Below are 26101 nucleotides of genomic sequence, written 5' to 3'. Positions count from 1 at the left end.
GAGGTCTGACCGCTCGCCTTGCGGGCCGCGCCCGCCTATCCTGCGCCAAAACCCCGAGTCGAGCGATCGAGACCCGGCCGGGGCATGCGGGGGACACCAGACCATGCTCATCGAAATCGACGATTCCAACGCCTTGTTCGCGCTGCACGAAGCGCCCGGCCGCGACGGCGCGCCGACATTCGTGTTCGTCAACGCGCTCACCGGCAGCACCGACCATTGGGAGGCCGAGGTGGCCCCCGCCCTGCGCGCGCAGGGCTTTGGAACCCTGTCGTGGAATCTCCGCGGTCAGGCGGGGTCGCGTTTCGGCCCCGGGCTGGAGATCACCGACCGGGTGATCATCGACGACCTCAACCGCGTGCTGGCCGAATGCGCCCCGGCGCGCCCGATCCTCGTCGGCCTGTCCATCGGCGGGCTCTACGCCGCCCGCGCCCTGCTGAGCGGCGCCAGGGCCGAGGGCCTGGTGCTGCTCAACACCCTGCGCGAGATCGGGCCGCGCATCGCCTGGGTCAACGACGCGCTGCCAAGGGTGGCGGCGTTTGGCGGCATCGGGCTGTTCACCGATGCGCTGATGCCCATGCTGCTCAACCCCGAATCGCTGGCGGCGATGCGCCCGAACGCCCTGTCCGCCGACTACGCGCCGCTGCCCCCCGAACACGGGCACATGAACCTGCTGCGCAATTCCCCGGCCACCGACTGGAACGCGGACTGGGCCGGCATCGCCGCGCCGACGCTGGTGATCACCGGGCTGCATGACCGGGTGTTCCGCGACGCCGAGGTGATCGACCGCCTCGCCGCCTCGATCCCGGACCATCGCCGCGAGGACTGGGACGACGCGGGCCACATGCTGCCCGTCGAGCGCCCCGCAAGGCTGGCAAGCAGCCTGGCCGCCTTCGCGCGCGAGGTCTGCCCGTGAAGATCGATCCGCGCTGGGCCTATCTGGCGGTGCTCATCGGCGTCACCGGCCATGCCTCGTCGGAATTCTTCGCCGTGCTGTCGGGGATCTCGGGGCCCGAGGTCTCGGTCTGGCGCTACCTGATCGGCGGTTTCGGGCTGGTGGTCTGGTCGCAGTTCCACGCCGAAAGCCGCGACCTGATCACCCCGCTGCGCCGCGACGGGCCGCGCATCGCGCTGCTGTCGCTGTGGGGCGTGTCGATCACCTATCTGGCGTTCCACTGGGCGCTCGACTACGCCACGGTGATCCAGGTGGCGACGGTGGTCACCACCATGCCGATCTTCGTGATGCTGGCCAACTGGCTGATCAACGGCCAGCGGCCCGGACAGGTGAAGATCGTCACCGGCGCGCTGGCCGTGCTGGGGGTGGCGCTGCTGATCACCGACGGCGCCATCGCGGCGCTGGCCGGCGACGCCCGGTCGCTGATCGGCGTCGGCCTGGCGATCGTCTGCGCCGCCTCCGGGTCGTTCTACGCGGTGATCGTGCGCCCGGTGATCGCCGAGCACGGGGCGATGCGCATCATCGCGCTGTCGATGATGATCGGCGGCATCGGGCTGTGGCTGCTGGTGGGCGCCGCCTGGGGGATCTGGGTCAACCCGCTGACCATCGCCGACCGGCCGCCGCTGGCCATGTGGTCGCTGCTGATCCTGGCCCTGTGGAACACCACCTTCACGCAGATGGTCTGGTTCGGCGGGCTGGCGGCGGCGCCCGACATCACCCGCGCCTCGTATCTGTTCTTCCTCAAGCCGGTGATCGCCGCGGCGCTGGCCATCCTGATCCTCGCCCAGTTCCCCAGCGCCTTCCAGGTGGCCGCGATCGTGCTGGTGACCGGATCGGTGCTGGTGGAAATGTCGTGGGACCGGGTCCGGCGCGCCCTCGCCCGGTCCGCCTGACGCCCCCCGTCCCCCCGGGGGGCGCCGCCCGGCCGGATTGCGACAGATGCATGTCTCAAACTGGCGGGCCGCGGCGGAGGGCCGCGGTATCGTTTCCGCAAGCAAAGGGAGCCTGCCATGAGCGAACATCACCGCGCCATCGTCATCGGAGGCGGCGTCGTCGGCTGCTCCGTGCTCTATCATCTGGCGAAACGCGGCTGGAGCGATGTCTGCCTGCTGGAGCGCGACACGCTCACCTGCGGGTCGACCTGGCACGCGGCGGGCGGCTTTCACACGCTGAACGGCGATCCGAATGTCGCCAAGCTGCAGCAATACACCGTTGAACTATACAGGGAAATCGAAGAACTGTCCGGCCAGTCCTGCGGGCTGCACCTGACCGGCGGCGTGCAGCTGGCCAAGACCGAGGACCGCATGGACGCGCTGCGTCAGGCCCGGGCGCGCGGGCGCTACATGGGCATGGAGCTGGAAATCGTCACCCCCGAATGGGCCCGGGACCGCTTCCCGATCCTCGACCCCAGACAATTCATCGGCGGGCTGTGGGACCCGATCGAGGGCCATCTTGACCCTTCGGGCACGACCCACGCCTACGCCAGATCCGCCCGCATCCTCGGCGCGCAGATCAGGGAAAAGCACAAGGTCGAAAGCCTGACCCGCGGCCCCGACGGCTGGATCGTCGCCACCGACAAGGGCGATTTCACCTGCGAACACGTGATCAACGCCGGCGGGCTCTGGGCGCGCGAGGTCGGGCGCATGGTCGGGCTGGAACTGCCGGTGCTGGCCATGGAGCACCATTACCTGCTGACCGAAACCGTCCCCGAGGTGGTCGAACACCAGAAAGCCACCGGCGAGCAGATGATCCACATCATCGATTTCGAGGGCGAGATCTACACCCGCCAGGAACGCGACGGCGTGCTGCTGGGCACCTATGAACGCGCCGCCACCCCGTGGCAGCCCAAAACCACCCCCTGGGATTTCGGCTCGGAGCTGCTGGAGCCGGATTTCGATCGCATCGCCCCGTCGCTGGAGGTCGGGTTCCGGCATTTCCCGGCCATCGAACATGTGGGCATAAGGCAGGCGATCAACGGCCCCTTCACCTTCGCGCCCGACGGCAACCCGCTGGTCGGCCCGGTGCGCGGCCTGCCCGGCTACTGGTGCGCCTGCGCGGTGATGGCCGGGTTCTCGCAGGGCGGCGGCGTCGGGCTGGCGCTGTCCAACTGGATGGTCGACGGCGATCCGGGGTTCGATGTCTGGGGCATGGATGTGGCGCGCTTCGGCGACTGGGCGACGCTCAGCTACACCAACGAGAAGGTGCGCGAAAACTATTCCCGCCGCTTCCGCATCCGCTATCCCAACGAGGAACTGCCCGCCGCCCGCCCCTATCGCACCACGCCGATCCATGACCGCATGATCGCCGCGGGCGCGGTGATGGGCGACAACTGGGGGCTTGAACAACCGCTGTGGTTCGCGCCCGAGGGGGTGAGCGACGATCTGTCCTGGCGCCGCTCCGGCGATTTCACGCATGTGGGCGCGGAAGCGAAAGCCGTGCGCGAGCGCGTCGGGCTGATGGAAATCTCCGGCTTTTGCAAGTTCCGCGTCACCGGCCCCGGCGCCGCGGCCTGGCTCGACCGCGTCTTCGCCTGCAAGCTGCCGCGACAGGGGCGCATGACGCTGGCGCCGATGCTCAACGACAACGGCAAGCTGATCGGCGATTTCTCGCTGGCGCGGCTGGGCGACAACGACTTTTTCCTCGCCGGCGCCGGATCGGCGCAGGAATGCCATCTGCGCCACTTTTACGCGCATCTGCCGCAGGACGGCTCGGTCTCCATCGACACCCTGTCCGAAATCTGGTGCGGGCTGTCCGTCGCCGGGCCGCGCGCGCGCGACCTCATGGCGGCGGTCTGCGACGCGGATTTCTCCAACGACGCCTTCCGCTTCATGGCGATCCGGCCCCTGGACGCGGGGCTTGCGCCCTGCCTGGTGGGCCGGGTCAGCTACACCGGCGATCTGGGCTATGAAATCTGGATGCGCGGCGACTATCAGCGCCATGTGTTCGAAAAGCTGACGCAGGCGGGCGCGGCCTTTGATCTGAAGCTGTTCGGGCTGCGGGCGCTGAATTCCCTGCGGCTGGAAAAGAACTGGGCCAGCTGGGGGCGCGAATACCGGCCCCTGTATGGGCCGCTGGAGGCCGGGCTCGACCGCTTCGTGGCCCATGACAAGGACGCGGATTTCATCGGCAAGGCCGCGGCGCGGGCCGAACGCGACAGCGGCGGCAAGCTGCGCCTGATCGCGCTGAAGGTCGACGCCGGCGACGCGGACGTGATCGGCGACGAACCCATCAGCCATGACGGCGAGGTGCTGGGCTGGGTGACCTCCGGCGGCTTCGCCCATGGCGCCGGGGTCTCGGTGGCGCTGGGCTACGTTCCGAAGGCGATCGCCGCGCAGCCCGATGGCTGGGAAATCGAGATCCTCGGCGAAATGCGCAAGGCCCGGCTGCTGGCGCGCCCGCTGTTCGACCCGGACGGGACCCGGATGCGCGGCTGACCCCCGCCCAACGCGCCACAGCCGCCCCGAACGCGCCAGATGCGCCCCCGGAACAAAAAAAGGCGGGCCGCGACGGCCCGCCTTTCCAATTCTCGCACGCGCTGTCGTCAGTGGACGAAACGCTTGATCTCGCCCGATTTCAACCGGCTGGCGTAGGAATTCAGCTCGCGCTTGACCACCGGCATCAGCACATACAGCGCGGTGATGTTGACCACCGCCATGGCGAAGATCGCCGCGTCGGAAAAATCGATCACCGGGCCGAGGCTGGCGGCGGCGCCGATCACCACGAACACGCAGAAGATCACCTTGAACACCAGTTCCGTGGTCTTGCCCTCGCCGAACAGGTAGGTCCAGGCCTTGAGCCCGTAATAGGACCACGAGATCATGGTGGAGAACGCGAACAGCACCACCGCGACGGCGAGCACGTAGGGGAACCAGCTGATCCCCGAAGCGAAGGCCGCCGAGGTCAGCGCGACGCCGGTGTTGCCGTCCACGGTGGCGATCCGCGACCCGTCCAGCACATAGAGCCCGGTTTCGGGATCGCTGATCAGCTGCCCCGAGATGACGATGACCAGCGCCGTCATGGTGCAGATCACCACGGTGTCGATCAGCGGTTCCAGCAGCGACACGAAGCCCTCGGTGATCGGCTCCTTGGTCTTCACCGCCGAATGCGCGATCGCCGCGGACCCGACGCCCGCCTCGTTGGAAAACGCCGCCCGCTTGAAGCCCTGGATCAGCGCGCCCACAAGGCCGCCCGCGACCCCGAGCCCGGTGAAGGCGCCGTCGACGATCTCGCCGAAGGCCCAGCCGATCTTGTCGTAGTTGACCAGCAGGATGATCAGCGCCGCGCCCACGTAGAGAATGCCCATGAACGGCACCACCTTTTCCGTGACCCGGGCGATGGACTTGACCCCGCCGACGATGACCGCGAACACCACCGCCGCAAACACCACGCCGGTGATCCAGCCCGGATAATCGCCGACGATGCCGGAAATCTGCGCATGGGCCTGATTGGCCTGGAACATGTTGCCCCCGCCAAGCGCGCCGAGGATGCAGAACACCGAGAACAGCACCGCCAGCGGCTTGCCCCCCGGCGCCCCGCGTTCGACGAAGCCCTTGGAGATGTAGTACATCGGGCCGCCCGACACGGTGCCGTCTTCGTATTCGTTGCGGTATTTCACCCCGAGCGTGCATTCGGTGAATTTCGACGCCATGCCCAGCAGGCCCGCGAGGATCATCCAGAACGTGGCCCCCGGCCCGCCGATGCCCACGGCCACCGCCACGCCGGCGATGTTGCCAAGCCCGACCGTGCCCGAAAGCGCCGTGGCCAGCGCCTGGAAATGGCTGACCTCGCCCGCGTCGTCAGGGTCGGAATAATCGCCCTTCACCAGCGAGATGGCGTGACCGAAGAAGCGAAACTGCACGAAGGCGAAATACAGCGTGAAGATCGACGCCGCCACCACCAGCCACATGACGATCCAGGGAAAGCTGGTGCCCGGAAGCGGCGCGAAGATGAAGCTGACGAACGGCCCGGTGAAGGCGGCGAACGCCTGGTTCACCTGCTGGTCGAGGCTCATGGCCTCCTGCGCCACGGCGGGCGTCGCCGCAGCCCCGGCCAGCCCCGCCGCGAGCAGGGTCTTGAGATTGATGTTCATGAATGGATCCCTTTTTTAGCCGACGACCGTGACCGGCACGCTGGCGCTCATCACCAGATTGGCGGTTGAACTGCCGAAAATGCGCTTTGCGAAACCGCCCTCCGACGACCGGCTGACGATGATCTGATCGGCGCCCTCCTCGACGGACAGGGCGTTCAGCGTGTCCGCCACGTCGCCGTGGCGCACCAGGCCGCGCGCGGCGAAGCCCTCGGCCTTCAGGCTGGCGACGGCGGGCTCCACGACCCGCTCCATGGCGACCGAGATCTCCTCCTCCCGGCGCTTGTGGCGCTGCGCGTTCTCCTCGTTGGTCTGGAAGGAATAGGGCGACCACTCGATGACGTAGACCACCAGCAGTTCGCAATCTCCAATCAGTTTCGCCATGCGTCGCCCATAGGCCAGCGCCCTGTCGCCAGAACCGTGGCCGTCAAGGCCGATAACAAGTTTTGCCGTCATGCTCCCAATGTCCTGTTCCTTGCCCGTCTTGCCTGCGGACCGGCGGCCGGGGGGATGCCCGCGCCGCGTGCGCGGGCCGGCGAACCGGTCTGAAGCGGGGTGATTTCGGGTTCCGTATCCCCTGAAACCAGTATAGGCATTTCGTCTGGTTAATGGGCCCAATCTATGCAATTATGTAGTATATTTTCCTGATTTTTGGGAAAACAGAAGGAAAATTGTCTGTATGAGCAGGAATTTTGATGGTATTGATCGACGCATCCTGGAGGAGCTGCAAAAAAACGGTCGGCTGTCGATCGTAGAACTCGCAAGGCGCGTCAACCTCACCAAGACCCCGTGTTCGGAACGGGTGCGACGACTGGAATCCACCGGGGTGATCGGCGGCTATCAGGCGATGCTCAACCCTGCGTCGATCGGGCTCAATCACCTGACGATCGTGCATGTGAGCCTGAAGCAAAGCAGCGATGACGGGCTGGAACGCTTCAAGCGCGCGGTGGTGACGGTCCCGGAGATCCAGTGCTGCCTGATGATCGCCGGGCATTTCGATTTCATGCTGCAGGTGCTGACCCGCGACATCGCCCATTACCGCGAGGTGCTCGGCGATCGCATCGGCAAGCTCCCCGGGGTCATGCAGACCCATTCCTTCGCGGTGATGGAAACCGTGAAGGACAGCAAGGCGATCGCCGTCGACCTGCATTCGATCGTGGGCTCATGATGTCTGATCCGCCCCGGCTTGGCCGGAGCGCGCAGCAATGCCGCCCGGAATTGGCCCGCTCCCCCGTCATGGGTTCGCGCCCCGACGGCGCCCCGGGCGGCGCCCCTGCCGCGTGGCCCCGGCGCCGGCCCGGCGTCACCCCCCGGACAGCGCCCAGCCGAGCAGGTTGCGCCAGATCAGCCGGTATCCCGGCCAGTCGCAGAATTCGGGCGGCAGCCAGTGCGGGCTCATGTCCGAGGTCCAGACCGCGGTGCGCCCCTTTGCCGTATCCGCCCACCACCAGCAACGGATGCCCGCCCTGCGCCGCGGGCAGCCGCGCCACGACCTCGACCCCCGCGGCGTCGCGGGGCTCGACCTCGTTGACCCCCAGCAGCGGCGGCCAGTCGCCCTCGATCCCGGCGACGCTCGGATGGTCGGGCAGCAGCACCTCGGCGCGCGCGCCCTCGGGGATCTCGACCCGGTCGTCCCAGGGCAGGCAGGTCACGGGCAGCGTGTCCTCGACCGGGGTCCGCCGCCAGCGGGCGCGCCCGTCGATGCCCTGAAACGACAGGTAGCCGCCGACCATGATCAACGCGCCGCCTTGCGCCACCCAGTCCTTCAGCAGCTTCAGCCGGTTGGGCGTGGTCCTGGACTGCACCCAGACCGCTTGCGACAGCAGGAACGAATTGGCCCCGATATCCGACAGGATGATGGCGTCCCATCGCCGCAGGCCCTCGATATCGCAGGGAAAGCCCTCGACCGCCTCATGCGCGGGCATCAGCGTCAATTCGTAGTCAGACCCCTCCAGCGCCCTTTGCAGCGGCGCCGAGCCGGTGTGGAAGGTCACCGAGGCGAACTGATCGAACCCCTTGCAATGGGTGGCGGAGCTGACCCAGCTTTCGCCGACGAGGAGGACTTTCCTTTTCATGCGTCTGTTCCTTGCAGTTCTTGCCGGGCGGCGAATTTCACGTCGAAAACGCGGCGTGGATTGATCGTCATCAGGGCCTGCGCCGCTGCGGCGTCCATCCCGTGACGCATGAGCCGGGGCAGGAAATGGCGCAGCGCGAACGCGTAGCCGTTGCCGCCATAGGCGCTCAGCATCATCTTCAGAAACACGTCATGGGACAGCAGTATCCGGTCGAAATGCCCCGCCTCATGCCCCGCCTCGACCAGCCGCATGATCGCGCGGGCGGTTTCGTCGTCGCTGGGGCATTGGACGCCCTGATCGGCGTAGAAGAAATCCATGCCGATCATGTCGAATTCCAGAAACGCGCCCCGGTCCGCCAGCTCGCGCTGATAGCCGGGGTCGTCCTGCGACGGGTTCATGTGGCACAGCACCGTGTGGCGCAGATCGCCGCCCTCCCCGGCGGCATCGAGGATCCGAGGTAATACCCGGACCCCATGACGATGTTCAGCCCGGTCGCCTCGGCGATGCGCCCCAGCTTGCCCGGATCGCGGCCGATGCCCCAGCAGGTCGGGTCCACCACGCTGCGCCCGCCCGCCCGGGTGAACTGGCCCAGTTCCGCGATCGCCAGATCCACGTCGTCCAGCGCGATGTTGCGGCGGCTGACGAACGGATCCTGGCGCAGCTCCGCCAGGTTCTCGATGCGCACCGGCGCGTCGGCCAGATAGGCGCGCGCCGGGTCGCTCGGCGCGTGCCACCAGCAGCTGCAGTCGTTTTGCAGGTGTTCGTGCATCAGCGTGACGCCGAGATCTTCGGCGGCGATCGGACCGGCGACGGTCATCACCTTGCCGGACCCGACATGCGCGGGCGAAAGCGTGCCGGCCATGACCTATCCCTTCCTGATCCGCAGCCGGCACTTCGCCCCGAACAGCCGGGTGTTCATCCAGATGGCCAGCAGGATTATGGCGCCGGTCACGATCTGGGTGAAGAAAGGCGACACGTTGATCAGGATCAGGCCGTTGCCGATCACCGCGATGGTGAGCGTCCCCAGCAGCGTCCCGAACATGCTGCCCCTGCCGCCCATCAGCGAGGCGCCCCCCAGCACCACCGCGGCGATGACCTGCAATTCGAAGCCCACGGCGGCGTTGGCCGATCCCGACCCGAGCCGGGCGGCGATCAGCACGCCGGCCACGGCGCAGGCCAGTCCCGAAATCATGTAGGCCGAGGCGACGATCCAGCGGGCCGGCATGCCGACCCGGCGCGCCGTCTCCATGTTCGACCCCACGGCGACGATCCGCCGCCCGTAGCGGGTGCGCGACAGCGCCACGAACCCCAGCAGGACGATGATCGCGGGGATGATCGCGGGGAAGATCGCGGGGACCGGGATCCCGGCGACGGCCCCCCGCCCCAGCCACAGGACCCCCGGGGCGTCGGAAATCGGGATCGAATAGCCCCGGGTCAGCAGCAGCGCGATCCCGCGCAGGATCGACAGCCCCGCCAGGGTGACGATGAAGGCGGGGATGCCCTGATAGGCGACGAACCAGCCCTGAAACAGCCCGATGCCGACGCCGACCAGCATCAGCAGCGGCAGCGCGATCGCCCAGTCCATCCAGATGGCCAGCAGGATCGCCGCCAGGGCGTTGATCAGCGCCACCATGGACCCCACCGACAGGTCGATGCCCGCGGTGATGATGACGAACGTCATGGCCACCGCGACGATCATCACCGGCGCCGCCTGGCGCAGGATGTTGAGCAGGTTGCCGATGGTGAAGAAGGTCTCGCTGGCGAGGCCGAAAAAGACCAGGCACAGCACGAAGAACAGCGCGATGGACAGCAATTCGGCGTTCTCGGCGATGAAATCGGCCAGCGGCGATCCGGCGCCGCGCTCTGAATACTCGCTCACGACCTGCGCCCCCCTCGCCGACGATCAGGTTGACCAGATCCTGCAGATCGGTCTCGCCGATGCGCCGCTCGGCCGCTTTCGTTCCCTCGTACATCACCGCGACCCGGTCGCAGACCCGGAACAGGTCCTGCAATCGATGGGAGATCAGCACCACGCCGACGCCCCTGGATTTCACCCGGTTGATCAGCGCCAGCACCGCCTCCACCTCGGCCACCGCAAGCGCCGAGGTGGGCTCGTCCATGATCAGCACGTCGGGCGCGAAGCTGGCCGCCCGGGCGATGGCGATCGCCTGGCGCTGGCCGCCGGACAGATTGGCCACCTTGCGCGTCAGGCTGGGGATGCGGATGCCCAGCGCGTCCAGCATGTCGCGGGCCTCGCGCAGCATGCGCGCCTGGTCGAGAAACGGCCCCCGGGTCAGCTCGCGCCCCAGAAACAGGTTGCCGACCACGTCGACATGGTCGCACAGGCTGAGATCCTGGAACACCATCTCGATGCGCCGGGCGCGGGCGTCCGCCGGCCCCGTCAGGCGGACCCGCTCGCCGCAGATCGACATGACCCCGCCATCCGGGATGCAGACGCCCGAGATGATCTTGGCCCGAGATGATCTTGGTCAGCGTCGACTTGCCCGCGGCGTTGTCGCCGACGAGCCCGAGGCATTCGCCCGCCAGGATGTCGAGATCGACGCCGCGCAGCGCCTGATGCGATCCGAAATTCTTCACGATGCCCGACAGCGACACCAGCGGCCGGGCGGCGTCGCGCGACGGGGGGGGCGAGCCCCCGCCGATCACCGAAACACGCTCCGGAAATCGTCCACATTGCCCTTCGTGACGATGGTGACCGGGACCGAGATCACCGTCTCCACGGCGCCGCCCGTCGCCAGCGCCCCCAGCGCCTTCACCGCCGCCGCGCCCATGCCCGCGGGGTCCTGCTGGATCACCGCGGCGACGCAGCCGGCGTCGATGCCGCTGATCGCCTGCGCCGTGAGATCCCAGCCGAAGATCTTCACGTCGGCCTGCCGGCCCTGGCTCTCCACCGCGGCGATGGCCCCGACCAGCGCCGGTTCGCCGGTGGCGTAGATGGCGGTCATGTCGGGGTGGCCGGTCATCAGGTTTTCCGCGCCTGACAGCGCGATGTCCTGCACGTTCTGGCCGTCGACCACGCCGACCACCGGCACGCCGGCGCCCTTGACCGTGGTTTCGAACCCGTCCTGGCGGATGTTCTGGATGAAGGAATTCAGCGCCCCCACGACGCCGAGCCTGGCGTCCGCGGCGTAGCCGTTGTCGACGAAATACCGCCCCGGCGCCTCGCCGGCCTTCAGGTTGTCGACCCCGATCCGGGCGCTTTGCGGGCCGGTCTCGGGCAGGATGGCGTCGATCGCCACCACCGGGATCCCCGCGGCGGCGGCCTGCTGGACCGCCGGCATGATGCCGTGCACGTCGATCGCCACGACCGCGAACCCGTCGACGCCCTGCTGGATATAGGTCTCGATGGCGCTGTTCTGCGCCGCCGGATCGTTGTTGGCGTTGGAGATCGGCAGCTTGTCCCCGGCGGCGTCGGCGGCGGCCTGGGCGCCCTCGTTCATCTGGTTGAAGACCAGCGCCTGCAGATTGATCTGGATCAGCGCGAACGTCTTGCCCTCGGCCAGCGAAACGTCATGCGGCACGCTCAGCGCATGCGCGCGCAGCACCTCCATGACCCCGATGACAAGCTCGTCCGAAGTGGCGAAGATCGCGCTGGCGGGGCGGCCCTCGGCGACGAAGCGCGACGCCGCCACGCGGCCGAATTCGACGCTGTAGCCGCCTTCATGGCGCAGCACCGTCGCCGATTCGCCCCAGACCTCGCGCATGGCGCGGCGAAAGCCGGCGAAACGCAGCTTGGCGCTGAGCATGTCGTCCACCGCGCCGACGAACAGCGCCCGGCGATGCCCGGCCTCGGCGATGTGCCGACCGGCGAGATAGCCGCCCTGCTCATTGTCGCAAAACACCTTCGGCACGCGGGCGCCGGGCACGTCCTCGTCGACCACCACGACCCGCCCCGCGGCGTTGATGCGGCGCGACAGATCGCCGTCATCCGGGTGATTGGTGATGAAGATCAGCCCATCCACGTGATTGCGCTGGATCGCCTCGAGATAGTGCCTTTCCCGCTCCGGCCGGTTCAGCGTCGCGTGGAGCGACAGCGCCAGCCCGCGCCGGTCCGCCTCGGCCTCGATCGCCGCGACCAGGGTGGCGAAGAACGGCGTGGCGATGTCCGGCGCCACCAGCCCCACGGTGTCGGTGCGCCCGAGGCTCAGGCGCCGGGCATGGGGATTGGGCGTGTAGTTGAGCTTGGCAATGGCCGCCTCGATCTGGCGCCGCGTCGCGTCGGGCAACTCCAGGTTCCCGTTCAGGAATCGCGATATGGTGGTCTTGGACAGACCGGCGGCGTTCGCCGCGTCGTCTGCCATGCGCCCCGGCTGGCGGATGGTCGAGGGCCGCGGGCTCGGGATGTTGTCGGCGCCGGACAGGTCGTGGCGCTCCTTGTCGCCCAGCCCCCCGAAGATGGCGTCGTCCCCGGCGCAGCCCACCATCGTGTCGGCGAAAATGCGATCCGGCGAGCCGGTCGCCGCCGCTGAAGTCGATCTGCATCGACGACGCCCCCAATTCATCAGGCGATTTCAATGAAAAAATTCACGCGGCGTCGCCCCCGCGCCACGCGCGCCCGCCGGATCTGGACTCCGGCGCGCAAAACGCCAATCCTCGGGCCAATCCGTCAGACGCCGGGACGGCCCCCGCTCCGGGGACAGACCAATTCGCATTCAGGGACGCTTCGCATGACCCAACTCGCCGCCGTTCTCGACCGGGTGGACGCGACGCTCGACGATTCGATCGAGCGCCTGTTCACGCTGCTGCGCTTTCAATCGATCTCCACCGACCCCGCCTACAAGGCGCCCACCGCCGCGGCCGCCGCCTGGCTGGCCGGCGAACTCGACGACATGGGATTCAAGGCGGAACTGCGCGCGACCCAGGGACATCCCATGGTCGTCGCCCACAGCCCCGACGCCCCCGCCGGCCGCCGCACGCTGTTCTACGGCCATTACGACGTGCAGCCGGTGGACCCGCTGGACCTGTGGGACGCCGACCCCTTCGCGCCGCGGATCGAGACCCGCGCCGATGGTTCGAAACTGATTCGCGCCCGCGGCGCAGCCGACGACAAGGGCCAGCTGATGACCTTCGTGGAGGCCTGCCGCGCCTGGCGCGCCGAAACCGGGGCCCTGCCCGCCAACATCTCCATGCTGTTCGAGGGCGAGGAGGAATCCGGCTCGCCCTCGCTGGTCCCGTTCCTGGAGGCCAACCGCGCGGAGCTGTCGCTCGACCTCGCGCTGATCTGCGACACCGGCATGTGGGATTCCAGGACCCCGGCGATCACCACCATGCTGCGCGGGCTGATGGGCGAGGAGATCGTCATCCACGCCGCCGCGCGCGACCTGCATTCGGGCATGTATGGCGGCCCGGCGCAAAACCCGATCCGGGTGCTGGCGCGCATCCTCGCCGATCTGCATGACGGCGCGGGTCGGGTGACGCTGGAAGGTTTTTACGACGCCGTGCCCGACTTGCCCGCCGAGATCGCCGCGCAGTGGGAAAAGCTGGATTTCGACGCCGCCGGGTTCCTGGGCGAGGTCGGGCTGGAATTCCCCGCCGGCGAATCGGACCGGCCGGCCTTGCAGCAGATCTGGTCGCGCCCGACCTGCGAATTCAACGGCGTCATCGGCGGCTACACCGGCGACGGGTTCAAGACGGTGATCCCGGCCCGGGCCGCGGCCAAGGTGAGCTGCCGGCTGGTGGGCGATCAGGACCCCCACGCCATCCGCGCCGCGCTGCACGCCCATGTGGCGGCGCGCCTGCCCGCCGATTGCCGCGTCGAATACATCGAGCACGGATCCTCGAAAGCCTCGGTGATGGACACCGGCGCGCCGGTTTTCGCGGCGGCGCGCGACGCGCTCAGCGCGGAATGGGAAAACGACGCCGCCTTCATCGGCTGCGGCGGTTCGATCCCCATCGCCGGGCATTTCCAGAAGATCCTCGGCATGGAATCGATGATGGTGGGCTTCGGGCTCGACGACGACTGCATCCACTCGCCCAATGAAAAATACGAGATGCGCAGCTTTCACAAGGGCATCCGCAGCTGGGCGCGCATCCTGTCGACGCTGGCCTGAACGGCCCCCCCCCCGGGGCAGGTCAGGTCCGGAACGGGCGCGCCGTCAGGGTTTGCGCATCATGCGGCGGCGCCGCGAGGGGCGGTCGCGATCGGCGCCCGGGCCGGCGGCGCCCTGGCGCAGAACCTCGGTCATGGGGTGGCCCTCGGCGCCCGGCCCGTAATGGGCGAGCAGCGCGGCGATGGCCGCGGGCGAGCCCTCGGCCGCGCCGCGCCCCAGCGCCCAGTCGAAGAAGATCGCCCGGCAATCGGGGGCGGTGACGCCCTCGATGCGATAGGCCTCGCGGATCAGGCCGCGCGGGTCGAGGGTTTCCAAATCCGGGGCGCTCATGCCCGGGCCTCGCGCCGGGCGGGGCGGGCATTGGCGTGGCGGGCATTGGCGTGGCGCGGCGTGGTCTTGATCATGTGCTCGGCTCCCGGGCGTGACGCACTCAACCCCGCCCGGCGGCGCGAATCAATGGCGTTTGCGACATCGGCGGCCCTTGCGCCGACTATTCGCCGCGCCGCCGCGACAGCGCCCCGCCAAGCGGCATCGCCAGCGCCAGCGCGATCACCGCGGCGGTGACGATCGACGGCCCCGCCGGCGCGTCCCAGCGGAACGCGCCCCACAGCCCCGCGCCCGCCGACCCGGCGCCGATCAGCGCCGCCAGCGCCGCCATCTGCTCCGGCGTGCGCGCGAAGGCCCGCGCGGCGGCCGCGGGCACGATCAGCATGGCGGTGATCAGCAGCGCCCCCACCACCTTCAGCGCCACCGCCACCAGCACCGCCAGCGCCACGGTCAGCGCCAGCTGCTCGCGCCGCGGGTCGCCGCCCTCGGCGGTGGCGAGATCGGGGCTGAGCGTCGCGGTCAGCATCGCCCGCCAGCGCCAGACCAGCAGCGCCAGCGTCAGCGCCGCGCCGCCCCAGATCACCGCCAGATCCAGACGCGACACCGCCAGGATGTCGCCGAACAGATAGCCCAGCAGATCGACCCGCACCCCCTGCAGGAACGACACCGCCACCAGCCCCAGCGCCAGCGCCGCATGCGCCGCGACGCCAAGCACCGTGTCCATGGCGTAAAGCCGTCCAGACCCGGCCGAGGCCAGCAGCGCCATGGCCAGCGCCGTGGCCAGCACGCCGCCCATCACCGGGATCTCCATGGCCAGCGCCAGCGCCACGCCGAGGATCGCCGCATGGGCTGTGGCGTCGCCGAAATAGGCCATGCGCCGCCAGACCACGAAACAGCCCAGCGGCCCGGCGGCCAACGCCACGCCGGCCCCGGCCAGCGCCGCGCGGATGATGAAATCGTCAAGCATCGCCGGCCCCCGCGCCCGCCTGATCATCCGGGGCCAGGTCATGCGAATGGCTGTGGTCGTGGCGGTGCTGATACAGCGCCAGCGCCCCCGCCGTGCCCAGCCCGAACAGCGCCCGATATTCCGGCGCGGCGGAGACCACATGCGGCGCGCCCTCGCAGCAGACATGGCCGTTGAGGCAGATCACCCGGTCCGAGGCGCTCATCACCACATGCAGATCATGCGAGACCATGAGCACCGCCATGCCGCGTTCGGCGCGCAGTTCAGCCACCAGTTCGTAAAACCGCGCCACGCCCTGCTGGTCGAGCCCCTGCGTGGGTTCGTCCAGCACCAGCAGATCCGGGGCCCGCAGCAGCGCATGCGCCAGCAGCGCCCGCTGGAACTGGCCGCCGGACAGCGCCGCCATCTGCTTTTGCGCGCAATCCGCCACCCCGACCCGGCGCAGCGCCGCGGCGCGCGCGCCCCGGTCCCGCACCCCCGACAGGGCCAGGAACCGATCCACGGTCAGCGGCATGTTGCGCTCGATATGCAGCTTTTGCGGCACATAGCCGAGCCGCAGGCCCGCGGCCCGGCGCACGGTCCCGGTCGTGGGTTTCTGCGCCCCCACCAGCACCCGCAGCAGCGTGGTCTTGCCCGATCCGTTGGGCCCCAGCACGGTGACGATCTCGCCCTGCGCGATCGAGAAATCCACATCCGCGAGAATGCTGGCGCCGCCGATCGCGACGCCGATCCCGCTGGCGCGCAGCAGCGGCGCGGTCATGCGCGGCCGCCATGGTCGCGACAGTCGGCGCAAAGCCCTTCGGCCTCGATCACCCGGTTCTCGATGTCAAAGCCCAGCCGCGCCGCGGCGCCGTCGAGCGCCGCGCCGGCGGGGGCGCTGAGTTCGGCGACCTCGCGGCAGTCGCGGCAGATCATGAAGGCCGGGTCGTGGCGTTCGCCGGGGCGGGCGCAGGCGACGAAGGCGTTGAGTTTTTCGATCCGATGCGCGAGCCCGCCGGCCACCAGGAAATCCAGCGCCCGGTAGGCGACGGGCGGCTGGGCGCCGCGCCCCTCCGCCCGCAGGCGTTCAAGGATCGCGTAGGCGCCGAGCGCCGCGTGGCTTTCCAGCAGCAGATCCAGCACCCGCGCGCGCACCGGGGTGAGCCGCAGCCCGCGCTCGGCGCAGATCCGCCGCGCCGCCGCCATGCAGCTGGCGCGGCAGGCGGCGTGATCGTGGCGGGCGAAGGCCAGCGGCGCCGAGGGGGGCGCGTCGCTCGTCGCCCCTCGGCGGCCGAGGGTGTCGGGCGCGGTCATCTCGTTACCTTATTACATTTTACTTGTTACTCTATAACGCCATCGGCTAAGCAGGCGCAACCCTGATCACGGAGACACCGCCATGCGCGCCGCCCATTTCGCCGCCTTTCTGAGCGCAACGCTTGTCAGCCTCGCCGCCCCCTGCATCGGCGCGCCGAAAGTGGCGGCGGACATCCCGCCGGTGCATGCGCTCGCGGCGCAGGTGATGCAGGGCGTGGGAGCGCCGGAGCTGATCGTCGCCGGCGGGGCCTCGCCGCACGGATTCGCGCTGCGCCCCAGCCAGGCGCGCCGCATCGCCGAGGCGGATCTGATCATCTGGATGGGACCGGCGCTGACGCCATGGCTGGAGCGCGCCGCGGCGTCGCTGGCGCCTGACGCGGTTTCGATCCCGCTGCTGGCGCAGCCGGAGACGGAAACCCTGCCGATCCGCGACTCCGGGGTGTTCGAGCCCGACCATGACCACGCGGCGGAGGAGGATCACGGCGGCGACGACGCCATCGATCCCCATGCCTGGCTCGACCCGGAGAACGCCCGGCGCTGGCTGGCGCTGATCGCCCGCGCGCTGGCGCGGATCGACCCAGAAAACGCCGCCGCCTACGCGGCCAACGCCGCAGTCGGCGCGGCGGAGCTGGCGGCGCTGGAGGCGCGCATCGACGCGACGCTGGCGCCGGCGCGGGGGCGCGGGTTCATCGTGTTTCACGATTCGTATCAGTATTTCGAGCGGCGTTTCCGCATCCCGGCGGCGGGGGCGGTCAGTCTCGGCGACGCGGCGCGCCCGGGCGCGGCGCGGATCGCCCGGATCAGGACGCGGATCGAGGAGGCAGGCGTCGACTGCGTGTTTTCCGAACCGCAATTCCAACCCAGGCTGGTGGCGATGCTGGTTGACGGAACGCCGGCGCGCGCCGGCGTGCTGGACCCGCTCGGGGCGGGGCTTTCGCCCGGCGCCGGCCTGTATCCGGCGCTGCTGGAGGGCTTGGCGGCCAACCTCGCGGCATGCCTGAAGGATCCCGGCTAAAGCACCATCTGCACGCGAAATTCCGTCATGTCGTCGAACAGGCATAATTCCGGCGCGCCGAGCGTGAACACCGGCTGCGCGGCGCGCAGGGCCTCGGAGGCGGCGGCGAGCGCCAGATCCGCCTCGCCCGCCGCCCGCACGCCCGGCCAGTCGATCAGATAGGCCAGCGTGGCGTGGAACACATAGGCCGCGTGACCGGGGCGCGCGGCCAGCCCCAGGCGCGCCGCCATGCGGTCGCGCATCCCCCGCAGCCGGGCGTCTTCGGCGGCGCCGTCGGGGGCGAGCTGCACCCCGATCCCGGCGTCGCCCCAGGCGTTGACCCCGACGACGCGCATGCGGAACGGCGCGGCGCCGCCGACGTCAAGGCCGCGCATGCGGGCGATGACGTGGCGGTCGGCCGCGGCGCCGTCGGCGTCGAGCGCCAGATCGTCGGGCCAAAACCCCGGCCCGCGGCGATCATGCAGCAGCAGGTCGAAATAGGTCATGTGGTAGCTCGACGGCGGCAGCCAGGCCCAGCAATCGGCGAAATCCGCCCCCGCCATCGCGTCGCGCGCCACGGTCATCGCCGCCCGCGTCGCGTCATCGACATGGGCGATCACCGTGGAGCCGGCGCAGGGCAGCGCCCTGCCCCGCGCATCGAAGCGCCGGTCCAGATATGACGGTTTCGCGCCGGGCCGGCGGGCCGCCAGCGCGCCGGCGACGCTCACGCGCCGCGCCGCCCGCGATCTTCGATCACAGCCGCCTGCCGCTGGCGACCTCGAACAGGTGCAGATCCCCGGGCGCGATGTCGACGCCTATGCGCGCCTCGGTCGGGGGCGGCGCCGCGGCGTCGGTGGAGATCACCAGATCGGCGCCCGCCACATGGCCGTGGATCAGCCGGGTGGCGCCCAGCTCCTCCACCGCATCCACGTCGAAAGGCAGCCCCTGGCCCGCGGCCGTCAGCGTGGCCTGTTCGGGACGCATGCCGACCTTGACCTCGGCGCGCCCCCCGGGGCCGACATCCGGCAGCGGGATCGCCGTGCCGGCGATGGTCAGGACGCCGTTTTCCAGCACCCCGTCGAGCAGGTTCATCGCCGGCGCGCCGATGAAGCTGGCGACGAAGGTGGTGGCCGGGCGGGCGTAGACGTCGGCCGGGGCGCCGATCTGCTCCACCAGCCCGTCCTTGAGCACCACGATGCGATCCGCCAGGGTCATCGCCTCCACCTGATCATGGGTGACGTAGACCGTGGCGACGCCGAGGCGACGCTGCAGGCGCTTGATTTCGAGCCGCATCTGCGTGCGCAGCTTGGCGTCGAGATTGGAGAGCGGTTCGTCGAACAGGAAGATCGCCGGATCGCGCACGATCGCCCGCCCCATGGCCACCCGCTGGCGCTGGCCGCCCGACAGCTGGCTGGGGCGGCGGTCGAGGAACTCTCCGATCTCCAGCAGGGCGGCGGCCTCCGTGACCTTGCGGTCGATCTCGTCCTTCGGAGTCTTGCGGTTCCGCAGCCCGTAGGCGAGGTTGTTGCGCACCGTCATATGCGGATACAGCGCGTAGTTCTGGAACACCATGGCGATGTTGCGATCCGCCGGATCCACGTCGTTGACGCGCTTGCCGGCGATGCGGATCTCGCCCTCGGTGACGGATTCCAACCCGGCGATCATGCGCAGCAGCGTGGACTTGCCGCAGCCGGACGGCCCGACGAACACCACCAGTTCGCCTTGCCTGGCCTCGATATCCACGCCCTTCACGGCGATCGCGCCGTTGGGGTAGCGCTTGACGGCCTTCTCGATGACCAGCGTCGGGGTTGTCATTTCTCGGTCTCCACAAGGCCCTTGATGAACATGCGCTGGAAGATCAGCACCACCGCGACCGGCGGCAGCATCGCCAGAATGGCCATGGCCAGCGCCTCGTTATAGGCGGGGATGTCGGCGCCGATGGCCATCTGCACGATCTGCTTGATGCCGCGCACCAGGGTGAAATAGCTCTCGTCCGTGGTCATCAGGGTTGGCCACAGATACTGGTTCCAGCCGACCACGAACATGATGATGAAGATCGCCGCGATCATGGTCTTGCTGAGCGGCAGCAGGATGTCCCAGAAGAACCGGAACGGTCCGGCGCCGTCGATGCGCGCCGCCTCCAGCAATTCGTCGGGGATCGACTTGAAGAACTGCCGGAAGAAGAAGGTGCCGGTGGCCGAGGCGATCAGCGGCACGATCAGCCCGGTGTAGGTGTTGAGCAGCCCCATCTGCTGCACCACCTCATAGGAAGGCAGGATGCGCACCTCCAGCGGCAGCAGCAGCGTCGCGAAGATCACCCAGAAGCACAGCGACGCCAGCGGAAAGCGGAAATAGACGATGGCGTAGGCCGCCATCATCGACACCACGATCTTGCCCAGCGCGAAGCCGAAACCGAGGATGAAGCTGTTCTTGGTCATCAGCAGGCCGGTGACCTTCTTGGTGAAGCCGCCCTCGTTGAGCAGCACCGTGGAATAGGTCTCGGTGAATTCGCCGCCCCAGCCGATGCGCAGGCCTTCGGAATAGATTTCCTGGGCCGTGTAGGTGGAGGACAGGAAGGCCACGATCACCGGCGCCATCAGCAGGATCGCGCCCAGCATCAGCACCGCGTGATGATAGATCTGATGTTTCGGTTTCATGAATAATGCACCCGTCTTTCGATCAGCCGGAACTGGACCACGGTGAGGATGAACACGGCGATCATCAGGACCACCGACTGCGCCGACGATCCGCCCAGATCCTGACCGCGGAAGCCGTCCAGATACACCTTGTAGACCAGCGTCACCGGGTTGTTGCCCGGTTCGCCGTTCAGCATCACGTCAACGATGCCGAAGGTCTCGAAGAAGGCGTAGGTGATGTTGATGATCAGCAGGAAGAACGAGGTGGGCGCCAGCAGCGGGAACACGATGGTCCAGAAACGGCGCGACGCGGATCGGCAATCGATGCTCGCGGCCTCCTTCAGCGAATTGGGGATGCCCTGCAGCCCGGACAGGAAGAAGATGAAATTCACCGGGATCTGCTTCCAGGTGGCGACCACGATCATCGCCCAGGCGCTGTCCCAGTAATTGACGCCCAGCGTGAAATCCCAGCCCAGGAAGCGCATGAAATCCGACAGCGGGCCGATATGCTGGTTGAACATCATGCCGCCGATCAGCCCGGCCACCGGCGGCGCGATGGCGTAGCCCCACATCAGCGCGGTCTTGTAGCCGCCCTGCCAGCGCAGCACCGCGTCGGCGGACACCGCGAGCATCAGCGCCAGCCCGAGGCTGGCGGCGGCGACCACCACCGTGAACACCAGGGTGAAGAAGGCCGAGCGCCCGTAATCGGCGCGGGTGAGCGCGTCGGTGTAGTTGTCGACGCCCACGAAGGTGGAGTTGCCGAAGAACGGGTCCTCGATGAAGAACGAGGTCTTGATCGCCTCGCCCGCCGGCCAGAGGAAGAAGATCGCCACGATCGCCATCTGCGGGGCCAGCAGCAGATAGGGCAGCCATGAACGGTTGAACTGCATTTTTTTCATGTCGGCTCCCGGGGGGCGCGGAGACTGGTCGGACCTGCGCGCGCCGGATCCTGGCGGACGGCGCGCGGCGGGGCGGATGCGGGAAGGCGCGGCCCGCGCGCCTCCCTGCGGCGTCAGACCCGCCGGCCCCGCGTCGGGCGGGGCGCGGCGGGCGTCGGGCGCGGCTTCAGCCGGCGGTCTTGGCGAACCGCTCCAGCAGCTTGTTGCCTTCGGTCTCGATGACCTTGAAGCCCTCATCCACCGAGGTCTCGCCGGCGAAGATCTTGCCGTATTCGCGGGTCATCACGTCGCGGATCTGCACGTAGAAGCCCATGCGATAGCCCTTGGTCCACTTGCCGCCCGGCAGCGACAGCTGCAGGATGCCGACCTCGGCCTGGGGCACCTCTTTGTAGTAGCCCTGCGACTTGGCCAGTTCATAGGCGGCGTTGGTGATCGGCACGTAGCCGGTCTGCTTGTGCCAGAACAGCTGGATTTCCTTGGAGGACAGGAATTCGAAGAAACGCGCCGTGGCGTTGTTCTCCGCGTCCGACTTGCCCGACATGGCGAACAGCGCCGCGCCGCCGATGAAGGTGTTGGTGCCGGCGCCGTCGATCGAGGCCCAGTAGGGCAGATAGGTGGCCGAGAACGGCGCGCTCATGGATTTCTTCAGCCCGCCGAAGGACCCCGAGGACCCCAGCCACATGGCGACTTCGCCACGCTCGAAGGGCTGCTGGTTGTCGCCCCAGCCCGCGCCGTAATACTTGTAATAGCCGTTGTCGAGCCATTCCTTCACCTTGGTGAAGTGCATCTTGATCTCGGGGGAGTTGATCAGGATCTTGGTGCCCTTGGGGCCGTCATAGCCGTTGTTGTTGGTGGCGAACTGGATGTCGTGGCGCGAAAAGAAGTTCTCGGTGAAGATCCAGGGCGTGTGCGACTGGGACAGCGCGACATAGCCCGCCGCCTTCAGCTTGGGGGCGATGGTCTCGAACTCCTCCCAGGTCTTGGGCGGCTTGACCCCGGCTTTCTCCAGCGCCCCGATGTTGTAGTAGAGGATCGGCGTCGAGGAGTTGAACGGCATCCCCACCATCTTGCCGCTCGAATCGGCGTAGAAGGAGCGCACGCCGGAGATGTAGTCGTCGGCGTCAAAGGCGACGCCCTTGTCCTTCATCAGGTCGGCGACCGGAATCACCGCGCCCTTGGCGCCGATGATGGTCGCGGCGCCGGCGTCGAACACCTGCACGATGTTGGGCTGCTCGCCGCCGCGGAAGGCGGCGATGGTGGCGGTCAGGGTTTCCTCGTAATTGCCCTTGTAGACAGGGGTGAGCACGTAGTCGCCCTGCGAGGCGTTGAATTTCTCGGCGATGGCGTTGACCGTCTCGCCCAGCGTGCCGCCCATGGCGTGCCACCACTCGATCTTGACCGGTTCCGCCTGCGCGGCGATCGCGGTCGCGGCGAGAACGCCCGCCGCAATGAAGGTTCTGCGAAGCATGTTCATGTCTCCAGAGATTGCGTTAACCTGTGCGGCCTACTCTGCCGAGATGACGATCGCTTTGCAAGCAAGTGTCCCTTTCGTGAACGAAAATAATGCAAAACCGAACGAAAGCGATCAAATACGGCAAGAAACAGGCGCCGCGGCGCGCGCGCCCCGCCACGCGCGCTTGCGTCCTCTCCTTGCCGGGGCCAAGGTGGCGATCCGCCCATGAGCGCCGGGGCCGCCGCCGGGCGGCGGGTGGGATCCCCGCGCGAACGGGCCATGTCCGGGCCATGTCCGCCACTGAACGCCCATGAACGCCCCTGACCCCCGGTTCGGATCTGAACGCCGATGCGCATGATGGAGACCCCGAGATGACCCCACCCCCATGCGCCGCCCGTCTTTCGCGCCGCACCGGCCGGTTCGCGGCGCTGGCCGGCAGTCTGGCCCTCGCGCTTGCGCTTGCGCCGGCCCCGCCCCTGCGCGCGCAATCGGCGCCCGCCGCCGCGCCGACCCCCGCAGCCCGGCCCGCCGACGCCAAGGCCGACGCCAAAACCCCGCGATCCGCCCAGAAGACCGCCCAGAGGACCGCGCCCGCCGCGCGACCGGCGAATTTCCGGCCGCGCCGCCCCGAGGAGGTCCCCCCCTTCAGCCAGCCGGCGTTTCTCGACCAGCTGCGCCAGATCGCCTTCAGCTTCAGCAAAGGCGATCTCAGGCAAAGCGCCGCGCTGCTTCAGGCGGTGATCCGCGCCTATCCCGAGATGTACGCGATGCATTACAGCCTCGCCACCGTGCGCGCTCATCTGGGCGAGCGCGAAGGGGCGCTGGCCAGCCTGTCGCGCGCCGTGGATCTGGGGCTCAGAGCGGTTGACGAGACCCTCGCCGAACCCGCCTTCGCGGGGTTCGCCGGCGACCCGGAATTCGCCGCGATCCTGCAGCGCATGCGGACCCCGCCGCCCCCCGAGGCCGTGCGCCCGGTCCCCGCCCCGGTCCCGGCGAAGGTGGTCGACGGCGTCGCGCCGGTCAGCGAGGCCAACGCGCTGTTCGCGCCCGCCACCCGGTCGTTCCGCATTTTCTTCGATTTTCCCGACGCTCGCCCGCCCGGCCCGGTCAGCGGCCGGGACGGCAAGCTGGGGCGGCTGGTCAATCTCTGGTATCGGCGCGGGCGCGCCGCGGGCAATGGCGGCGACCTCTACGACAATCTCGATCGCGGCCATTCGCTGCTGCCCGCCGATCAGCTGCCCCAGCTGGCGCGGGTCGAATACGACGCGGCGGCGCGCCGGGCCGGGTTCGACTACGGGTTGAAGCGGCCGCTGGATTTCGGCGCGCCGACGCTGGGCAATTCCTCGACCGCGCGCAAGGGCGGCCCGGGCTGGCGGTCGATGACCCGCCAGGCGCTGACCTCGCCCGACGGCGCGCGCGAATTGTTCCGCCAATACGTCTCCAACCAGATCTACGTCTATCCCGAGCATAACGACCACGACCCGTTCTGGGGCGACGTGTTCCCGGCCAACACGCCGTATGCGGTGACCTCGCAGGGCTCGTCGGGGTCCGACCAGCGGTTCCTGCTGGCGATCGGACTGGCCATGGCCGCCCTGCAGCCCGAGGTAAAGGCCTTCGCGGTGAAGAACGGGCTGCTGGCGCCGACGATCCAGACCCTGCTGCGCTGGGGCCAGAAGCACGTGACCTCGGTCAACGCCTATCTCAGCGGGCGCGCGCATCCCACGGTGTTCGACCGCAAGGCGCTGGCGATCAGCAAGATCGTGCGCCGCGCCAACCTGCTGACCGTGGACGGGCTGCCGCCCATGGTGCGCCTGCGCGTGGTCGAGGAAGACCGCCCCGTGGCCGGCATCGAGCTGTTCGGCGAGGGCTTGAGCGAGACCCTGTTCGACACGCCCTCGGCGATCGCGCGCATCGCGCGGGGCACGGCGGGCGAACGGCGCATGGTGGTTTCCGCCGCCGCCACCCGCGACCCCAACGGGCGCGATCTGACCTTCAAATGGGTGGTGCTGCGCGGCGACGCCACCCGCATCCGCATCACCCCGCTGGACGCGGCCGGAACCGCGGCGGAAATCGTCATCCCCTGGCATGACGAAATCTCCGTCCCCGGCGCGCCGGAACTGCGCAGCCAGCGCGTCGACATCGGCGTGTTCGCCAATAACGGCGTGCATTACTCGGCGCCCGCCTTCGTTTCCATGGCCTTCCCGCCGCGCGAGACCCGGGTCTATGACGATCAGGGCCGCATCCGGTCGGTGAGCTACGACGCCCCCGAACGGCAGGAACGCTATTCCGACCCGTTCCTCTACGCCGAGCGGCGCTGGCGCGACGATTACCTCTATGACTCCCAAGGCCGCCCGCTGGGCTGGTCCCGCACCGGCCCCGACGGGGTCGCCGCTTTCACCCGCCACGGCGCAAGGGTGCTGACCCGCGACGCGCTGGGCCGCCCGCTCAGCGCCGAGATCCTCGCCTATCCCCTGCGCCCCGCCGCCCGCAAGGCCCGGAAGGGCCGGAAATCCGAGGTCGGGCGCATGGTGGCGCAGGTCCCGACCGGCGCGCGGCTCCTCTACAGCTATGACGGTCCCGACGATCGCTACGGCGTCGCCACCCCGATCGCGGCGGACGCGGCGCAATCCTCCGGCGGCTAGGCGCGCGGCGGGCCCCGGCAGTTCATCGGCCCCGGGGCGCAGGCGCCGCGCGAACCCGCGCAAAAGCTTCCGCTTGCCGGCCCGAAAGCGTATCAAGATGCGCGCGGCGCACCCATGATGCGAGGAATCAATGACCTATTCCATCGCTGGATTCTGGATGCCTCGGCTGAAAGCGACAGCCTGCATCAGCCGGTTCTCGGCGGCGAGGTCGCGCTGATCCTCGATGGCCTTGATGAAGCGCGCATGCGCGTCACTCAGGACGGTTTTGCAGCCTTCATGACGGATGCGTCAGAGCTATCCTGCGACAGTCGGACACCGATCATGCTGCTGGGGCGAACCGGCGCGGCGCAGGACGCGTGGGTCTGGCTCCATGACAAGGGGATAGAAGCGCCGGTTCCCGAAATCGGGTGTTTTGACGAGCGCATGGCGATCGAATTCACCAAACGGCAAGCCCAGAGCCTGCGCGACGAAGACCGCCAACGGCAGCCGGATGGCCGCGCTGCTTTGCAAGTCGCCGCCGGCGGTTGACCTGCCAGACATGAAATCGGCAGATCAGGAAACCTACAACGCTGCATTGGAGACCTGGCTGCCCGAACACCCATTCCTCGATGGCAACGGCGTCAAGCCGTCCTCGGAGGTTTTTGGCGGGCTGATCGCGGCCAGGGCCTTGCTCGGCGACGAAAGCGCCGTTGCCGCGCTGTCCGCCGAA

The 26101-nt window shown here is 68.7% G+C and carries 25 protein-coding genes and 2 pseudogenes; 9 read left to right on the top strand and 18 right to left on the bottom strand.

The features are described from left to right. Positions 1–103: 103 nt before the first annotated feature. From AC1HC7_RS04310 to AC1HC7_RS04300, 3 genes are all read left to right on the top strand, one after another. Complete coding sequence (locus tag AC1HC7_RS04310; protein ID WP_479498472.1) at positions 104–913, top strand: alpha/beta fold hydrolase; 810 nt, start codon at positions 104–106, stop codon at positions 911–913. Then, positions 910–1845 carry a DMT family transporter gene (locus AC1HC7_RS04305; protein ID WP_479498471.1) on the top strand — a complete coding sequence of 312 codons (936 nt, stop codon included), beginning with the start codon at positions 910–912 and terminating at the stop codon, positions 1843–1845. The genes AC1HC7_RS04310 and AC1HC7_RS04305 overlap by 4 nt, the downstream gene beginning before the upstream one ends. 117 nt (positions 1846–1962) lie before the next feature. Continuing rightward, entirely contained in the window at positions 1963–4386 is a 2424-nt protein-coding gene (locus AC1HC7_RS04300) for a GcvT family protein (RefSeq protein ID WP_479498470.1), read from the top strand. Between the two features lie 107 nt (positions 4387–4493). Here AC1HC7_RS04300 and AC1HC7_RS04295 read toward each other — a convergent pair whose 3' ends face one another. After that, complete coding sequence (locus tag AC1HC7_RS04295) at positions 4494–6041, bottom strand: alanine/glycine:cation symporter family protein (protein ID WP_479498469.1); 1548 nt, start codon at positions 6039–6041, stop codon at positions 4494–4496. Positions 6042–6056: 15 nt separating this feature from the next. Beyond that, positions 6057–6494: a universal stress protein gene (locus AC1HC7_RS04290; RefSeq protein ID WP_479498468.1), complete on the bottom strand. Its 438-nt coding sequence runs from the start codon at positions 6492–6494 to the stop codon at positions 6057–6059. A gap of 223 nt (positions 6495–6717) precedes the next feature. Here AC1HC7_RS04290 and AC1HC7_RS04285 point away from each other — a divergent pair, with 223 nt between their 5' ends. Beyond that, a complete protein-coding gene (locus tag AC1HC7_RS04285; protein WP_479498467.1) occupies positions 6718–7206 on the top strand; it encodes an Lrp/AsnC ligand binding domain-containing protein in 489 nt (162 codons plus the stop codon). On the opposite strand, the gene AC1HC7_RS04280 is transcribed toward AC1HC7_RS04285, so the two are convergent. From AC1HC7_RS04280 to AC1HC7_RS04250, 7 genes and pseudogenes are all read right to left on the bottom strand, one after another. Beyond that, the gene (locus AC1HC7_RS04280) at positions 7118–8113 is read right to left on the bottom strand and encodes a glutamine amidotransferase (protein ID WP_479498721.1); all 996 of its coding nucleotides are present in this window, start codon (positions 8111–8113) and stop codon (positions 7118–7120) included. The genes AC1HC7_RS04285 and AC1HC7_RS04280 overlap by 89 nt on opposite strands. Further along, the gene (locus AC1HC7_RS04275; RefSeq protein ID WP_479498497.1) at positions 8110–8511 is read right to left on the bottom strand and encodes a phosphotriesterase family protein; all 402 of its coding nucleotides are present in this window, start codon (positions 8509–8511) and stop codon (positions 8110–8112) included. Before AC1HC7_RS04275 ends, AC1HC7_RS04280 begins: the two co-directional genes overlap by 4 nt. Further along, positions 8508–8975: a phosphotriesterase family protein gene (locus tag AC1HC7_RS04270; protein ID WP_479498465.1), complete on the bottom strand. Its 468-nt coding sequence runs from the start codon at positions 8973–8975 to the stop codon at positions 8508–8510. Before AC1HC7_RS04270 ends, AC1HC7_RS04275 begins: the two co-directional genes overlap by 4 nt. A gap of 3 nt (positions 8976–8978) precedes the next feature. Then, entirely contained in the window at positions 8979–9992 is a 1014-nt protein-coding gene (locus AC1HC7_RS04265) for an ABC transporter permease (RefSeq protein ID WP_479498720.1), read from the bottom strand. A 283-nt stretch (positions 9993–10275) separates the two neighbouring features. Beyond that, positions 10276–10545 (bottom strand): annotated as a pseudogene (locus AC1HC7_RS04260) (sugar ABC transporter ATP-binding protein); the annotation flags it as partial. 100 nt (positions 10546–10645) lie between these two features. Continuing rightward, a pseudogene (locus tag AC1HC7_RS04255) lies at positions 10646–10711 on the bottom strand (hypothetical protein); the annotation flags it as partial. A 65-nt stretch (positions 10712–10776) separates the two neighbouring features. Next, the gene (locus tag AC1HC7_RS04250) at positions 10777–12636 is read right to left on the bottom strand and encodes a LacI family DNA-binding transcriptional regulator (protein WP_479498719.1); all 1860 of its coding nucleotides are present in this window, start codon (positions 12634–12636) and stop codon (positions 10777–10779) included. 165 nt (positions 12637–12801) lie between these two features. Here AC1HC7_RS04250 and AC1HC7_RS04245 point away from each other — a divergent pair, with 165 nt between their 5' ends. After that, positions 12802–14184 carry a M20/M25/M40 family metallo-hydrolase gene (locus AC1HC7_RS04245; protein WP_479498718.1) on the top strand — a complete coding sequence of 461 codons (1383 nt, stop codon included), beginning with the start codon at positions 12802–12804 and terminating at the stop codon, positions 14182–14184. A 45-nt stretch (positions 14185–14229) separates the two neighbouring features. Here AC1HC7_RS04245 and AC1HC7_RS04240 read toward each other — a convergent pair whose 3' ends face one another. The 4 genes from AC1HC7_RS04240 to AC1HC7_RS04225 form a co-directional block, all read right to left on the bottom strand. Continuing rightward, entirely contained in the window at positions 14230–14514 is a 285-nt protein-coding gene (locus tag AC1HC7_RS04240) for a hypothetical protein (protein ID WP_479498461.1), read from the bottom strand. A 160-nt stretch (positions 14515–14674) separates the two neighbouring features. Further along, positions 14675–15478, bottom strand: a complete 804-nt coding sequence (locus AC1HC7_RS04235) for a metal ABC transporter permease (RefSeq protein ID WP_479498460.1) — start codon at positions 15476–15478, stop codon at positions 14675–14677. After that, positions 15471–16235: an ATP-binding cassette domain-containing protein gene (locus AC1HC7_RS04230; RefSeq protein WP_479498459.1), complete on the bottom strand. Its 765-nt coding sequence runs from the start codon at positions 16233–16235 to the stop codon at positions 15471–15473. Before AC1HC7_RS04230 ends, AC1HC7_RS04235 begins: the two co-directional genes overlap by 8 nt. Continuing rightward, positions 16232–16768 carry a Fur family transcriptional regulator gene (locus AC1HC7_RS04225; RefSeq protein ID WP_479498458.1) on the bottom strand — a complete coding sequence of 179 codons (537 nt, stop codon included), beginning with the start codon at positions 16766–16768 and terminating at the stop codon, positions 16232–16234. Before AC1HC7_RS04225 ends, AC1HC7_RS04230 begins: the two co-directional genes overlap by 4 nt. Positions 16769–16850: 82 nt before the next feature. Between AC1HC7_RS04225 and AC1HC7_RS04220 the strand changes: the two genes are divergently transcribed. After that, the gene (locus AC1HC7_RS04220) at positions 16851–17783 is read left to right on the top strand and encodes a zinc ABC transporter substrate-binding protein (RefSeq protein ID WP_479498457.1); all 933 of its coding nucleotides are present in this window, start codon (positions 16851–16853) and stop codon (positions 17781–17783) included. Here AC1HC7_RS04220 and AC1HC7_RS04215 read toward each other — a convergent pair. The 5 genes from AC1HC7_RS04215 to AC1HC7_RS04195 all read right to left on the bottom strand — a co-directional run bounded on the left by AC1HC7_RS04215 (position 17780) and on the right by AC1HC7_RS04195 (position 22765). After that, positions 17780–18490, bottom strand: coding sequence for a DUF1868 domain-containing protein (locus AC1HC7_RS04215; protein WP_479498456.1), 711 nt, complete (start codon positions 18488–18490; stop codon positions 17780–17782). The genes AC1HC7_RS04220 and AC1HC7_RS04215 overlap by 4 nt on opposite strands. Positions 18491–18515: 25 nt before the next feature. Continuing rightward, positions 18516–19577 (bottom strand): sn-glycerol-3-phosphate ABC transporter ATP-binding protein UgpC, encoded by a 1062-nt coding sequence (gene ugpC / locus AC1HC7_RS04210; protein WP_479498455.1) that lies wholly within the window; start codon positions 19575–19577, stop codon positions 18516–18518. After that, on the bottom strand, positions 19574–20419 hold the full coding sequence (ugpE, locus tag AC1HC7_RS04205) for a sn-glycerol-3-phosphate ABC transporter permease UgpE (RefSeq protein WP_479498454.1): 846 nt from the start codon (positions 20417–20419) through the stop codon (positions 19574–19576). Before ugpE ends, ugpC begins: the two co-directional genes overlap by 4 nt. After that, entirely contained in the window at positions 20416–21297 is an 882-nt protein-coding gene (locus tag AC1HC7_RS04200) for an ABC transporter permease subunit (protein WP_479498453.1), read from the bottom strand. The genes ugpE and AC1HC7_RS04200 overlap by 4 nt, the downstream gene beginning before the upstream one ends. Before the next feature lie 166 nt (positions 21298–21463). Beyond that, positions 21464–22765, bottom strand: a complete 1302-nt coding sequence (locus tag AC1HC7_RS04195) for an extracellular solute-binding protein (RefSeq protein ID WP_479498452.1) — start codon at positions 22763–22765, stop codon at positions 21464–21466. A 356-nt stretch (positions 22766–23121) separates the two neighbouring features. Here AC1HC7_RS04195 and AC1HC7_RS04190 point away from each other — a divergent pair, with 356 nt between their 5' ends. The 3 genes from AC1HC7_RS04190 to AC1HC7_RS04180 all read left to right on the top strand — a co-directional run. Then, positions 23122–25392 carry a TPR end-of-group domain-containing protein gene (locus AC1HC7_RS04190; RefSeq protein WP_479498717.1) on the top strand — a complete coding sequence of 757 codons (2271 nt, stop codon included), beginning with the start codon at positions 23122–23124 and terminating at the stop codon, positions 25390–25392. 114 nt (positions 25393–25506) lie between these two features. Further along, positions 25507–25920 (top strand): hypothetical protein, encoded by a 414-nt coding sequence (locus tag AC1HC7_RS04185; protein WP_479498716.1) that lies wholly within the window; start codon positions 25507–25509, stop codon positions 25918–25920. Then, positions 25883–26101, top strand: a 219-nt coding sequence (locus AC1HC7_RS04180) for a hypothetical protein (protein ID WP_479498715.1), incomplete at its 3' end; no start/stop codon positions are given. The genes AC1HC7_RS04185 and AC1HC7_RS04180, both read left to right, overlap by 38 nt.

Source organism: Oceanicella sp., from assembly GCF_056449545.1.
Note: the sequence above shows the minus strand (reverse complement) of the source record. Positions and strands in the feature narration are given on the sequence as shown.